The sequence below is a fragment of the Vannielia litorea genome, from assembly GCF_019801175.1.
Classification (GTDB): Bacteria; Pseudomonadota; Alphaproteobacteria; order Rhodobacterales; family Rhodobacteraceae; genus Vannielia; species Vannielia litorea_B.
Window position 1 is genome coordinate 1,881,704 of the sequence record NZ_JAHVJR010000001.1, and the last position, 13,321, is coordinate 1,895,024.

Consider the following 13,321-nt stretch of genomic DNA (forward strand, 5'->3'; position numbering starts at 1 on the left):
CCGTCAGGCGCCATGACCGCCACCCGCGGTTCGACGTGTTCCACAAGGGCTGGTTTCCGGACTTGGCCGTGGCCCTTGCGGGGCCGAAGCGCGGCACCTTCCCGGGCTCCTCCCGCCCAGTGGCCTTGCCACGCCCCATCACGGCTTTACCGTTGCGGGGGCAGTGCCGGAGTTGCACCGGCTTCCCAATTCTCGAGCCTGTCGGCCCGCACCCTGTAGCTCCGTGATACGCGCAGAGGGGCCGCCGGGATACACGGTTTGCGACGCAGCGCGCGGTGAAAAAGACACGCCCCGAAATTCATCCACAGAATAATCGCGCTGAGCACACCACTAGATGTTGACACCCCTCTGCCCTGCCGCCCAATATGGTGGAGCTTTGGTTCCCCCGGGAAGACTCGGGGGCGAAGAGGGAAGCCGGTGTAAATCCGGCACTGCCCCCGCAACTGTAAGCGGCGAGTCGCGGTTCAAATCCACTGGTGAATCAACACCGGGAAGGCGAACCACCGGCGCTCGAGCCGCAAAGTCAGGAGACCTGCCAGAGCATGAACGACGACCGCGGCGGAGGGCCCGGGCGCGCAGGCGGGCATCAGGCAGAGCCCCGTCTCCGTGTCCCCACCGCCGGAAAAAATCAGGCAAGACCCAAGGGGACAAAAACATGACCATCACCGTCTATTCCAAACCCGCCTGCGTGCAGTGCACCGCAACCACCCGCGCCCTCGAGGCCCGCGGCCTGCCGTTTGACGTGATCGACCTCACCGAGGACGAAACCGCGATGGAGATGGTGCAGGGCCTCGGCTACCGGCAGGCTCCCGTCGTCGTTGCCGGTGACGACCACTGGGCCGGGTTCCGCCCCGACATGATCGGCCGGCTCTCCTGAGCCGATGAGCGCGGCGCGGGGGCATCTGGTTTACTTCTCCAGCGGGTCGGGCAACACCGCCCGTCTGGTGGAGAAGCTGGACCTCCCCGCCACCCGCCTGCCGATGAGCGCGACGGCACCGGTGCCACAGGTCACCGCGCCCTTCGTGCTCATCACCCCGACCTATGCCGACGGCGAAGGCCGGGGCGCGGTGGCCAAGCCGGTCATCGCCTTCTTGAACCGGGCTGAGAACCGGGCGCTCCTGCGCGGCGTGATCGCCGGGGGCAACCGCAATTTCGGCGCCACCTTCGCCCGCGCGGGCGGGGTGATTGCCGCCAAGTGCAACGTGCCGCTGCTCTACCGTTTCGAGCTGGCAGGCACCGAAACCGACATCGCCCGCATCCGCGCCGGGCTCGACACATTCTGGGGAACACAATGCTTGACGCCAGCCTGACGCAGGGCCTCGACTACCACGCGCTGAACGCGATGCTGAACCTCTACGACGCCGAGGGAAAGATCCAGTTCGAGGCCGACAAGATGGCCGCGCGGCAGTACTTCCTGCAGCACGTCAACCAGAACACGGTGTTCTTCCACTCGCTTGACGAGAAGCTCGGCTACCTCGTGGACGAGGGCTATTACGAGCCGCAGGTGCTGGACCAGTACTCCAAGAACTTCCAGCGGGCGATCTGGGATGCGGCCTACGGAAAGAAGTTCCGCTTTCCGACCTTCCTCGGCGCCTTCAAGTATTACACCTCCTACACGCTGAAAACGCGGGACGGGCAGCGTTACCTCGAGCGTTACGAGGACCGGGTGGTGATGAACGCGCTCGCGCTGGCGCGCGGTGAGGAGGCGCTGGCCATGCAGCTGATGGAAGAGATCCTCTCCGGCCGCTTCCAGCCCGCGACGCCCACCTTCCTGAACGCCGGCAAGAAGGCGCGGGGCGAGTTCGTTTCGTGCTTCCTGCTGCGGCTAGAAGACAACATGGAGAGCATCGGGCGCGGCATCAACTCGGCGCTTCAACTGAGCAAGCGTGGCGGCGGCGTCGCCCTGATGCTGACCAACATCCGCGAGCACGGTGCGCCGATCAAAGGGATCGAGAACCAGTCTTCCGGCGTGATCCCGGTGATGAAGCTGCTGGAGGATTCCTTCAGCTATGCCAATCAGCTGGGCGCGCGGCAGGGGGCGGGGGCGGTGTATCTGAACGCGCACCACCCCGATATTTTGCGCTTTCTCGACACCAAGCGCGAGAACGCCGACGAGAAGATCCGCATCAAGACGCTGAGCCTTGGCGTGGTGATCCCCGATGTGACCTTCGAGCTGGCGAAGAAAAACGAGGACATGTACCTCTTCTCGCCCCATGACGTTGAAAAGGTCTATGGCTGCGCCTTCTCGGAGATTTCTGTCACCGAGAAATACGACGAGATGGTCGACAACCCGAAGATCCGGAAGAAGAAGATCAACGCCCGCGCCTTCTTCCAAACGCTGGCCGAGATCCAGTTTGAGAGCGGCTATCCCTACATCATGTTCGAGGACACGGTGAACAAGGCCAACCCGATCGCGGGCCGCATCGCCATGTCGAACCTCTGCTCCGAGATCCTTCAGGTCAACGAACCCTCGGCGTTCAATGACGATCTGAGCTATGCGCAGATGGGCACCGATATTTCCTGCAACCTCGGCAGCATGAACATCGCCCGCGCGATGGACGGCGGCGACCTTGGTGCCTCGGTCGGCACCGCGATCCGGGCGCTGAACGCGGTGAGCGAGATGTCGGCCATCGACTCCGTGCCCTCGATCCGCAAGGGCAATGACGAGGGCCATGCCATTGGCCTCGGCCAGATGAACCTGCACGGCTTCCTCGCCCGCGAGCGCATTCACTATGGCTCGCCCGAGGGGGTGGAGTTCACCTCCGTCTATTTTGCCGCCGTGCTCTATCATGCGCTCTCCGCCTCCTGCGCGTTGGCGCAAGAAAAGGGCAGCTGGTTCAAGGGGTTCGAAGCGTCAGCCTATGCCGATGGCAGCTTTTTTGACAAATACGTCAGCCGCACCTGGCGGCCCGAAAGCGCCGAGGTGAAGGCGCTGTTCAAGAAGTTCGGCATCACCCTGCCCACCAAGAAGGATTGGGCCGCGCTGAAGGCCGACGTGATGGAGCACGGGCTCTACAATCGCAACCTTCAGGCCGTGCCGCCCACCGGCTCGATCAGCTACATCAACTACGCCACTTCGTCGATCCACCCGATCACCGCCAAGGTGGAGATCCGCAAGGAGGGCAAGATCGGCCGTGTCTACTACCCCGCGCCCTACATGACCGGTGAGAACCTCGAGTTCTACCGCGACGCCTATGAGATCGGCCCCGAGGCGATTATCGACACCTATGCCGCGGCCACCGAGCATGTGGATCAGGGGCTTTCGCTGACACTGTTCTTCCCCGCCGAGGCAAGTACGCGCGATATCAACCGCGCCCAGATCTACGCTTGGAAGAAGGGGATCAAGACGATCTACTACATCCGCCTGCGCCAGGCCGCGCTGGAGGGCACCGAAGTCGAGGGCTGCGTGTCCTGCACGCTGTAAGGAGCATTCCGATGAAAGACACTGTCACCACCGCCCGCCCCGTCCCTGCCGCGATCAACTGGAACCGGCTGCAGGACGACAAGGACCTCGAAATCTGGAACCGGCTCACCGCCAACTTCTGGCTTCCCGAGAAGGTGCCGCTCTCGAACGACATTCAGAGCTGGTCGCAGCTCACCGATGACGAGCGGCAGCTGACGATCCGGGTGTTTACCGGGCTGACCCTGCTCGACACGATCCAGAACACGGTGGGGGCGCCGACGCTTATGCCCGATGCGCAAACGCCCCATGAAGAGGCCGTGCTGACCAATATCGCCTTCATGGAGGCTGTTCACGCGCGCAGCTATTCTTCTGTTTTTTCAACGCTGTGCCAGACCTCGGAGGTTGATGAAGCCTTCCGCTGGTCGTCGGAGAACGAGCACTTGCAGGCCAAGTCGCGGCTGATCCTCGACGAGTATGACGCCGACTCAAACCCGCTGCGGAAGAAGATCGCCAGCGTGTTCCTGGAGAGCTTCCTGTTCTACTCCGGCTTCTACCTGCCGATGCACTGGTCGTCGCGGGCGCGGCTGACCAACACCGCCGACCTGATCCGCCTCATCATCCGCGACGAGGCGATCCATGGCTATTACATCGGCTACAAGTTCCAGCGCGCGATGGAGCGGCTGCCCGAGGCGGAGCGGACAGAGCTGAAGGACTTTGCCTTTGCCCTGCTCTTCGACCTCTACGACATAGAGGCCCGCTACACCGAGCAGCTCTACGACGGGCTGGGGCTGACCGAAGATGTGAAGGCGTTCTTGCACTACAACGCCAACAAGGCGTTGCAGAACCTCGGCTTCGAGGCGCTCTTCCCCGAGGATGCCTGCCGGGTGAACCCGGCGGTCATGGCCGCGCTGTCGCCCGGCTCGGACGAGAACCACGACTTCTTCTCGGGCTCCGGCTCAAGCTACGTTATTGGCAAGACGGTGGCGACAGAGGACGAGGACTGGGACTTCTGATGGGGCGCGACACGCTCTCCATCGTGCGCGAGTGGCACGAGGCCTTCGATGTGCCGGTGGCCCCTGCCCCGGGCATCCCGGAGGCGCGGGCAGAGATGCGGCTGGCGATCCTCGAGGAAGAGGTCGCCGAGCTGCGGACCGCCGTCGAGGCGGGCGACATGACCGAGGTGCTCGATGCGCTCTGAGACATCCAGTATGTGCTCGACGGCACCTTCTTGGAGTTCGGGATGCACGGCATCAAGCAGGCGGCGATGGAGGAGGTTCACAGCTCCAACATGTCGAAGCTCGGGGCGGATGGCCGCCCGGTGCTGCGCGAGGATGGCAAGGTGCTGAAAGGCCCTGCCTTCCGTCGACCGGAGTTGGCGCCTTTGCTGGGCCGGTGAGGATGGCACCGGGGCTTTAGCGGTGCGTGCAGGCAATCACGCGCGTAGCACTTGCGCCCAGGCCGCAACGACTTGCCCCGGGGTGTGGCCTTTGAGACAGCCGTGAACCCTGCGGCCTGAGTTACTGGCCTCGAATTCGGGATAACCCGCAGGATCATCCGCGCCCACGATCAGGATTTCGCCTTCGCCCGTGATGCCTGCAGTCGCCTCCGCATCGTTGGGGCCGATCCCCTGCCCCGATGTAGCGAACAACTCTGCCACGCTCTCCGGCCAGTCGAACGACTGCTCAGAGAGCTGGAGTTGTGAGGCTGCGATGCCGGTGGCAAAAGTGGGGCGTCCGTCCGGGATCGGAAAGGAGCGGCGGGTAATCGGGCCGGGCTGCTCCGCGATCTTCTCGAGCGCGGAGGTCAGTTGGGACAGATCGGCGGAGGACAACGGGGCGAGGGTCCCCCCCTCCCCTGTGGCATCCATCGCAAGAATTCGGCCATTGGCGACCTCCAGTTTCAGCGGCGGATTGCCCTCACTTTCGATGACTAGGATCCGGGGCAGGATCGTCGCCCGGATCTGCCCGAAGATTCGGGCGTGTCGCAGCGCGCGGTCAGGCAATGCGATGGGCGCGGAGGCACCAAGGCCCTCCGCGGCGGCATCTAGCAGGTCCGATCGCAGCGCGGCGCGGGTGTCACGATCCATTTGAGGCTTCTCCGGCAAGCGTCCTGCCGGTCAGGGCGGCCTCTGCGAGTTGCAGCGCCAGGTCGACATCCGCGAGGCGCGGGAGGACGAGGGACAAGACCTCGTCCGGGTGGTCGGGTGCGCGCAGATGCAGGCGCACGCCGAGGGGGCCGGCGAGGACTGCATAGGGCCGGGGCCGCCCGCCGTAGGTCAGCGCCGTTCGGGCCTGCGTGCAGAGCTGGTCGTAGTGCTCCTGGGGGTGTGCGAGCGCCGAGCTCACGCCCAAAACCGTGGTTGCGGCAATGTCGGCGAGCATCGCGATTTCGCAGCCCGAAAGCCGGAGCCGCAGGTGCTCCAGATCGGCAAGGCTCATGCCTTCGGAGAGGGCCGCGGGCATCATTGGCTGGCCCCTGTCCCGACGTGCTTGACGGGCGCGCGGCGCTCGGCGCGGTGGATCATCTCCATCAGGCTCTGCGCGACGGCGTGGCCGCCGCAGGCTTCCAGCAAGGCATCGTCACGGCCCGCACGTAGCGCCTCTGTTAGCGAGATGCCGAGAATGTTGCTGAAATTCCCCGCTGTCTCACGCCGCACCCGGTCGAGAATGCGCTCCCGGTTTCCCGCCTCTGCGATCTTGTCCATCCGTGTGACGAGCAGCATGGAACTGTCCGCGAGGTCACCGCCGACCTCCTCCCAGAGCGCGGCCTCGGACTGTCGCCAGGCCTGGGAGGCGGGCGTGCACCAGATGACCCCGTCGATGACGGAGAGCATGGCCTCCCATGTGGGCATCGAGAGGTTGGGGTCTGAGGTGCCGGGCATGTCGATGAGGTCGCAAAATTGCAGCACCTCGGTCTCCATCGATACCCTGACGGCCCGGACGCCGTCCAAGACCTCAGAAGTCAGGTTTGCGCCGGGGATGGGCACCTCGCTGCCATCGGCGCGGATGCCGGTGCAGGCCGGTTGCCCGTGGCTGTACCAGATCGGGGGCATCTGGGTCGCGGTGACCTGCACCGGGCTGACATTTTGCCCGAGCAGCACGTTGGCCAGTGTGCTCTTGCCGGCGCTAAACTCTCCCAGAAGAGCGATGCGCGGCTTCGCACTGGGCGCTGTGCTGTCCGCGCGGACGCGGTGCGGTTGGACCTGGCTGTTCATTGGTCTGACCCGGTCGGCACAGCGGGCGCCGAGGCCGCGCGCGAGAGGCTGTTCAGAACCCGGCCCTGACTTTGCACGAACTCTATCAGCGTGGCCCGGATGTCGCCCTCGAACCGTTCCGCGGTATCGCGGCAAAGGCCTTCGATGATCGGGGTGGTTTCTTCCTCGATGAGCTGCGCGAAGCTCTCGGCATAGGCCTCGTACCCGCGCTTGCGGCGCCAAAATCGGGTCCACCATGACCCTCTGAGATCAAGTGCGATGGTCTGGCCGAGGGCCAGCGGTGGCGGCGCCTCGGGCAGCGGCGGCGGTGCGACGATGTCGTCGGCCGCTTCCAGCCCCTGCGCAGTGGCGAGAATGCGGCTCAGGTCGCAGGCGGTGCGGTAGTACATGTCTTCGCCGATCCTCAGCATGTCGCGCAGGTGAACCTGAAAGGCGGAGCGCAGCAGGGTGCGCAGCCCGACAGGATCGTAGGACCAGACGGTGGTTTCACCGTGGCGATCCAGATGATCCAGCAGTGCGGCGGTGGCGCGGCTGATGAAGGTGTGACGCGCCCGGTCGATCCGGCCAGCGAAGCCGCGGCGGGCATCGCAAAGCTGCGCGGTGAGGCTGGTGACGGCTTCGTGTTCCAGCTTCTCGATATCCTTGGTCACATCGACGGGCGGGTTGGCAGGCACGCCCGGGATCGGATCGACGCCTGAACGGTCCGCAGCCGTTTTCATGGCGTCGATCGTGCGGGTCAGGTTCTTCAGGCTGGTGCCGAACCGGGCCTGAAACGACTTGCCTGCACCGCTGGCCACCCGCTCGGCCAGAACAGCGTAGAGCTCGGGCAAGCCGGAGAGGCGCCAGAGCAGGGCGTCGGCGGTTTCGCCCTCTGGTCCGGGCGTGGCGGCGGCGTAGCTCATCAACGCATTCGCGCTGTCCGCACCGATGCCGCCGAGGTCCTCATCGAAGGCATGGCCAGCCCAGTGGCCGCTGCCGAAGATGATGCGGACGCCCTTGGGCACCTCGCTGCGCGCAAGCGTCTCCTCGATGCTCTCGCGGATCTGCGGCACCGAGGTTGCCGGATCTTCCAGCTCGTCGATCCGGTTGACGAAAATCACGATGTCGCGGCTCTTCAGGTTAGAGATCAACCGGATTAGACCGAGGTCGACCGAGGAGAGGGCCTGCATCGCCGACAGTACGACCACGCAGAGTTTGCTGCCCCGGATCGCGCCGATCGTGATCTGCTCGCGGATCATGAAGGTGTCGTTCACCCCCGGCGTATCGCGGATGCACAGGCTCATCGGCAGTTCACGCCGGTTGAGCCACAGGTCTGCGGAGCGGGTGATATCGGCAAAGCGGCCACGCTGGCGGGAGGTGTCGGTGCGATCCCAGAAGTCATCGCCAAGGCAGACATAGCGCTCGATCAGTGCCTGATCGTATTCTTCGTAGTCATGGCTCTGCCCCATGAGCATCTCGAAGCGCCGCCCGAGGCGTTGGCGGGACCGCTCGCGCATCTCCTCCAACTGGCCGCGAACCTTCTCCAGTTCCGCATTTGCGCCCGCCCGGTTGGCGAGTTCACCCACGCGGCCGCCGCGTTGCAGGAGGTTGGCCCAAGCCTCCTCGTCGAAGAACCGGAAAGCGGCGCGCTCGGCTCCCTCCTTGCCCTTGGGCATCATGTGGAGCGAGGTCACGACGGAGGTCCACGGGTTCACATCGGCGGGCAGCAGGCCGGGGGTGCCGATCATGGCGTTCACGAGGCTGGTCTTGCCCGCCTTGACCTGCCCGATCATCACCACGCTGGGCTCGAATTCCGCCAAGCGAAGCAAGAGGCGGCGGGCCTCGCCCGCGACCTCCGGGTTGGCGTGTTTGGCCAGTTGCCGGGCCTCCGCCTCGAGCTTGGCGAGGTCTTCAGCCAGCGGGGTGAACCCCTCAAGCGCCCGCGCCAACAAAGAGGCACGACGCGCCTCGGCACTCTCGGAGCAGGCCATGTCGGCGAGCCATGCGAGGCCTGCATCGGGTGCGGGTTCGGCAGGCGGTGGGGCGATACCCGGCGCGGGTGCATCTGGCGGCGCTGCCTCATGCTTTGCGGCCTCCGGGACGAATGCGGCGGGCGGGTTGCTCTCCACTTCGCCTTGAGGCGGCAAATTTTGGGCCGTCGGCGGGGTCATCAGCCGGGTCTTGGTGCGCGGCCTAGGCACAGGCTTGCGGCTCGGCTCGGGCTGGCTGGCCTGCCCGACAAGCGCCTTGATCAGATCGGTATCGACGCCTTCGCTTTGGTTCGGAGATTTGTCTGTGCTCATGCTGCCTTCTCCAAATGCGTTTCGATCGCCTGCCTGACCTGCACCAGAACCGACGCGGCCGCCACCGCCTGATCAAGACCACCTTCGTATTTCAAAAGAATTAATGTCTCCTCGGCTTCTGCCATCAGGTCGGTCAGCTCCGCCGGGGGCTGGAGCACATCGGTGAGCAGGACCTTGAGCGCGGAGAGCAGCCGCTCCGCCCTTTCGAGAATTTCAGCGGCAAGAGCGTCATCGGAGGTATCGTGGTTCAGAAGGTCGAGCACCTCTGCCGCGCCGCGCCGGAGCGTCAGGAGCAGCTTGGAGGCCAGCCTCCAAGCTTCTGGGGCGCGGTCTGCTTCCGGCTTTGTCTCCACGGCTGGTGGTTCCCCGTCCGGAGCCGCGGCCTCCGGCTGAGAAGCGACGCACAGCACGCCCTCTTCGCGCTTACGAGGCATGATGCGCGCGACGTCGCGCAGCACCAGAGCCCCAATGTCCGCGTCTTCTTGGCGGGCCTCTCGGGTGAGGGTGGCGAGGGAGGCGCGCAGACGGTCCGGCCAATCCGGGGCGTCCGTACTCACGGTGTTTCCGAACGCCGCCTCCGCCTCGGCGTGGCAGCGGCCCGGGGAGAGCAGGTAGCTGTGGTTGGCAAGGGCCTGCGGCGCGGCCTGCCAGATCGCAAATTCCGCCGCCTCCATCGGCTCGGCGGCGCACCAAAGGGCAATGTCCGTCTGCCGGGCGGCCCAATGCAGCGCGGCCTGTTGCTCCTGCCAAGGCGTCCCGGCCCTGACGACAAGCAGCGTGAGTTCTTTCAGCAAATCAATCGGGGCCGCGATTTCCAGAAACGCGGGCGGCACGGGAAAGCTTGCGAGGTCAGGCAGGCCCTCACCCGCGACCACCCGGCGGTCGGAGAGCCTGGCCGTGAACGCGAGCGCTTCGCCGTAGATCAGGCGACAGGTCGGCCAGGCCGGGTCGACGAGCCCCTGCCCCAGCACCGCGTTGGCGCGGGCCACCTGCTGTCCGGCAGGCAGGCCGAGAAAGGCCACGCGGGCGGGCCGCGAGAGGCGATCTGCGATCTGAGCCGCCCGGCGCACCTTGCGGCGGGGCAACGACCGCTCCGCGCTCAGCGCGCGCAGGGCGGCGACCAGCGCGGGGATGTCTGGCTGCATGGTCACGGCTGCGTTCCCCTCGGGCGCAGGCCCGCGAAGACATGCCCGGCCCACTGGCGCCAGGCCGGGACGGGATGTGTGGGGGTCACCCGCTCCACACGCTCGTAAGGCGGGGGGCGCACCGCGACGACGACCACGGACACGTTATCTTGATCCTGTGCGCCGTGCCGCTCCACCGCCTCGATCAGGCGCTCCGCGATGGCGCTGGCCGCGCGGTGGCGGTGATCGCGCAGGAGCTCACTGATCCGGGTGCGGCCCAGCGCATCCATGCCGTCGCTGGCGAAGAGCACGATATCGCCGGGGTGCAGCGCCATCGGCTCGTCGGGGCAATCCACCTTGGCAATCGGCCCGCCGGTCAGTGCTGAGGTAAGCACGCCGCGCTGCGGATGGGTCTTGGCGCTCTCCGCGTCGATCTCACCTTGGGCCACCATCAGGTCGATCTGCGGGGCGAGGGAGTGGTCTTCATTGAGCCGCTGGAGCGCATCGCCGCGCATCAGGTAGAGCGGGCTGTCACCCACCGAGAGCCAGCGCAGGCTACCGTCCTGAATCACACCCGAAACCAACGTGCCGCCCATGCCCTCCTGCCCGACGCCCGCGCTGGTATGATCGCGGAGCCGGATGTTTGCGGCCTCGGCGGCACGGCGCAGGATATCGGCGCCGTGAACGCGCATGGCATCGGGGCGGCAGGCGGCGAGGAAGAGGTCGGCCAGAACCTCTGTCACGATAGCACGGCTGGCGATGTCACCATCGGCATGGCCGCCCATGCCGTCGGAAAGCACGATCAGCCCCGGCTCGTCCCCCTGCGGGATGTTGGTAAGCACCGAATCTTCCTGACGGCTGCGGGTGCCGATCCAGCTGGCGCTGGCGGCGTCGATGAGAAGGCTACTCATCCGCCGCGCCTTCCGCGCCCTGCTCCCAGTCGAAGTCAGGCCCGCAGAAGGCCACGAAGCGGAGCGTCGTCTTGCCGAGGCGGATCAGGTCGCCGTTCTGCATCTCCTCGCGCGAAACCAGCGGCTCGCCATTCAGGCGGACGATGTTAGAGCGCCCTCCGTGGCCGACCAGCACGCGGCGCTCCTCTTCATCATAGGCCACGGCGGCGTGGCACTCGCGCGATATGGCGGTGTCGCCGAAGTCGAGGCAGATGGCCTGATCGGCGCCGCGCCCGATGGTCGAAAGCCCGGAGGTGAGGGTGAAAGACGCACCGCGCCCGGCGCCCTCCACCACCACAAGCCAGCCGATCGGAAAGCGGGTATCTTCGGCCCGTGCGGCCGTGGCGGAGAAGGCATCGGATTGCGGCTCTGTGCCAAAGCCGATGAGCCGGGTGCGCACCCTGTCACTGGCGGCATCGCGTGGGGGATTCAGGGGTGGATCGATCGGCGGCGTGACCGGGGCCGGTGCTTGGTGGAGCGGTTCGGGTGCCACAGCCGGGTCCGCGGGCGCCGCGCGATCCGGGGTGGGCGGCGGCGGCAGGTCGGCTTCCGGCGCTTCGATATCCCAGATCGCGGGCGCAGCAGGTTCGGGCGGCGCCTCGCGCGGAATGCCCTCGATCCGCGCCGCGGCAGCCACGGCCTTGCGCCGCGCCTCACCGGGCTGGCGCTCCGGGCGCTGCCCGCCCTCCACAACCCGCACCGGGCCGCGCGCGCCCTGCCCGTCCGGATCGCCGGCCAAAGCCTCAACAGCTTCATCCAGCGCATCCGGTCCAGCCGTCGGCGCAATAGCTGAAATCGGGGCGTCCACATGAACGGGGCGCCGTTTCGGGATCAGGTCTCCGATGAACTTCATAACTCTGCCTCCATTTCCAGTTGCTTCAGGGCCTGCCCTTGTCGCGCCGCAGCCCGAGCAGCCCGGCGAGTGAGAACCCTTTGTGCGGTTCCGGCCCGGCCTCCGTGCCGTTCTCCGTGGCGTTCTCCGTGGCGCCTACGCCTTCCGCCTCGCCCATTGCCGCGCCCTCGGCCTGCGCGGTCCGGCGCTGCGTCTCCCGCGCCCGCCACGCGGCGGCCTCGCGGGCAAGCTCCTGCGGGTCTTCGTTGAGGATCGCCCAATAGCTCGGGTCGCGACCACGGGGCGGCGGCGCGGGCGCCCTCACGGTACGCGGACGGACCTGCTTGTGCGCCACGCCCTTGCGGCGATCCTCCTCGATGGCCTTACGGGTCTCCTCGACCAAGTCAGTGATCCGGCGTTCGATGCCTGCGTCTTCGTCCGTTCGGGTGTCGGGCTTGCCCGTCCGGCGTTCGGCCACGAGGAAGGCGGCCCATTGGCCAGCCGAGTCCATCCGGTCCTTCGGGAAAACACTCAGGCACTGGTCGATGGCTTCCAGAAACCGCCCGTCAAATCCCGGCCAGTTGCCGCGCAGCGGCACGTAGGGGTCGGGCTTGCCCTCGGCCACATGGGCGAGCCGTTGGTTCGAGTGGGGCGGCGGCGCGCCGGTGACGAGGTGATACATGGTCGCCGCGAGCGCATAGAGATCGCTGGAGCGGCCCTGCGGGCTGTCGGTCAGGTAGAACTCCTGCGGCGAGTAACCGTCCTTGACGGTGAAAACCTGGCTGAGGATGCGGCTTGTCCGGGCGGCCCCGGCGCGGGCGGAGCCGAAATCAATCAGGATCGGGGCGTCATCTGGACCCATCAGGATGTTGTCGGGCGAGATGTCGCGATGCAGCGTGCCGCTGTCATGGACGTATCGGAGCGCATCCAGCAGGCAGAGCAGGATGCGATTGAGTTCCGCCGGGGTGAACCGGGCCGGGTCCTTCTCGTAAAGGTCCAGCAGGTCAGGGCCGTCGACGTAATCGAGCGCCATGTAGCCGGTGCCGTTCTCCTCGAAGATCTGGTGAACGCCCACCACATTGGGGTGCGCCAGCGCGGCAAGGGCCCGTGCCTCCTTCTTGAACAGATCCAGAACCTGATCGAAAGCGCCGATGTTCGAGGTCGTGCGCAACCGTACCGAAGCGCCCCGGCGGCAGCACATGGCGCCGGGAAAGCACTCCTTGATAACAACCGGCCGGCCCAAACTGTCGCGGCTGAGATAGGTCACACCGAAGCCGCCACCGTTGAGGTACCGCTCGATCGTGTACTGGCCGCCGCCGAGCACCGTCCCCGGAGGCAGTTCATCGCCGGTGACGGCAGAAGAAGAAGAGATTGGTGACAGTGCGTTCATTGAAGCCATGCTCTTGCAGCGTCGGATAAGGCGCGCCCCACCCATTGCCCGTTCGCGGAGACGCATTGGCGAATGTCGGGCGGCTCTTGGGTATTACACCGTCAGAATTGTGGCAGAGCAGTGCTG

The 13,321-nt window shown here is 66.2% G+C and carries 14 protein-coding genes and 2 riboswitches; of the genes, 6 read left to right on the forward strand and 8 right to left on the reverse strand.

Annotated features, from left to right (window positions below; genetic code table 11):
• Nucleotides 1–29: 29 nt before the first annotated feature.
• A riboswitch (cobalamin riboswitch) is annotated at nt 30–231 on the reverse strand.
• A gap of 129 nt (nt 232–360) precedes the next feature.
• Nucleotides 361–555, forward strand: a riboswitch (cobalamin riboswitch).
• Between the two features lie 100 nt (nt 556–655).
• The 6 genes from nrdH to KUV38_RS09340 are packed head-to-tail and all read left to right on the forward strand — an operon-like array spanning nt 656 to nt 4,799.
• Complete coding sequence (nrdH, locus tag KUV38_RS09315) at nt 656–877, forward strand: glutaredoxin-like protein NrdH (RefSeq protein ID WP_222469780.1); 222 nt, start codon at nt 656–658, stop codon at nt 875–877.
• Between the two features lie 4 nt (nt 878–881).
• Nucleotides 882–1,310 carry a class Ib ribonucleoside-diphosphate reductase assembly flavoprotein NrdI gene (gene nrdI, locus KUV38_RS09320; protein ID WP_222469781.1) on the forward strand — a complete coding sequence of 143 codons (429 nt, stop codon included), beginning with the start codon at nt 882–884 and terminating at the stop codon, nt 1,308–1,310.
• Nucleotides 1,292–3,424 (forward strand): class 1b ribonucleoside-diphosphate reductase subunit alpha, encoded by a 2,133-nt coding sequence (nrdE, locus tag KUV38_RS09325; protein ID WP_222469782.1) that lies wholly within the window; start codon nt 1,292–1,294, stop codon nt 3,422–3,424. Before nrdI ends, nrdE begins: the two co-directional genes overlap by 19 nt.
• Nucleotides 3,425–3,435: 11 nt before the next feature.
• Complete coding sequence (gene nrdF, locus KUV38_RS09330; protein ID WP_222469783.1) at nt 3,436–4,416, forward strand: class 1b ribonucleoside-diphosphate reductase subunit beta; 981 nt, start codon at nt 3,436–3,438, stop codon at nt 4,414–4,416.
• Nucleotides 4,416–4,601, forward strand: a complete 186-nt coding sequence (locus KUV38_RS09335; protein WP_222469784.1) for a nucleoside triphosphate pyrophosphohydrolase family protein — start codon at nt 4,416–4,418, stop codon at nt 4,599–4,601. Before nrdF ends, KUV38_RS09335 begins: the two co-directional genes overlap by 1 nt.
• Nucleotides 4,602–4,643: 42 nt before the next feature.
• Nucleotides 4,644–4,799 (forward strand): hypothetical protein, encoded by a 156-nt coding sequence (locus tag KUV38_RS09340; protein ID WP_222469785.1) that lies wholly within the window; start codon nt 4,644–4,646, stop codon nt 4,797–4,799.
• A 36-nt stretch (nt 4,800–4,835) separates the two neighbouring features.
• Here the strand turns inward: KUV38_RS09340 and KUV38_RS09345 are convergent, their stop codons facing one another.
• From KUV38_RS09345 to KUV38_RS09380, 8 genes are all read right to left on the reverse strand, one after another.
• Nucleotides 4,836–5,489: a hypothetical protein gene (locus tag KUV38_RS09345; RefSeq protein ID WP_222469786.1), complete on the reverse strand. Its 654-nt coding sequence runs from the start codon at nt 5,487–5,489 to the stop codon at nt 4,836–4,838.
• Entirely contained in the window at nt 5,479–5,868 is a 390-nt protein-coding gene (locus KUV38_RS09350) for a hypothetical protein (RefSeq protein ID WP_222469787.1), read from the reverse strand. Before KUV38_RS09350 ends, KUV38_RS09345 begins: the two co-directional genes overlap by 11 nt.
• A complete protein-coding gene (locus tag KUV38_RS09355; RefSeq protein ID WP_222469788.1) occupies nt 5,865–6,617 on the reverse strand; it encodes a dynamin family protein in 753 nt (250 codons plus the stop codon). The genes KUV38_RS09350 and KUV38_RS09355 overlap by 4 nt, the downstream gene beginning before the upstream one ends.
• Nucleotides 6,614–8,899, reverse strand: a complete 2,286-nt coding sequence (locus KUV38_RS09360; protein WP_222469789.1) for a dynamin family protein — start codon at nt 8,897–8,899, stop codon at nt 6,614–6,616. Before KUV38_RS09360 ends, KUV38_RS09355 begins: the two co-directional genes overlap by 4 nt.
• A complete protein-coding gene (locus KUV38_RS09365) occupies nt 8,896–9,984 on the reverse strand; it encodes a hypothetical protein (RefSeq protein WP_222469790.1) in 1,089 nt (362 codons plus the stop codon). The genes KUV38_RS09360 and KUV38_RS09365 overlap by 4 nt, the downstream gene beginning before the upstream one ends.
• A gap of 62 nt (nt 9,985–10,046) precedes the next feature.
• Entirely contained in the window at nt 10,047–10,934 is an 888-nt protein-coding gene (locus KUV38_RS09370) for a PP2C family protein-serine/threonine phosphatase (protein WP_222469791.1), read from the reverse strand.
• Nucleotides 10,927–11,826 carry an FHA domain-containing protein gene (locus tag KUV38_RS09375; protein ID WP_222469792.1) on the reverse strand — a complete coding sequence of 300 codons (900 nt, stop codon included), beginning with the start codon at nt 11,824–11,826 and terminating at the stop codon, nt 10,927–10,929. Before KUV38_RS09375 ends, KUV38_RS09370 begins: the two co-directional genes overlap by 8 nt.
• A 25-nt stretch (nt 11,827–11,851) precedes the next feature.
• A complete protein-coding gene (locus tag KUV38_RS09380) occupies nt 11,852–13,195 on the reverse strand; it encodes a serine/threonine-protein kinase (protein WP_261385187.1) in 1,344 nt (447 codons plus the stop codon).
• Nucleotides 13,196–13,321: the final 126 nt, after the last annotated feature.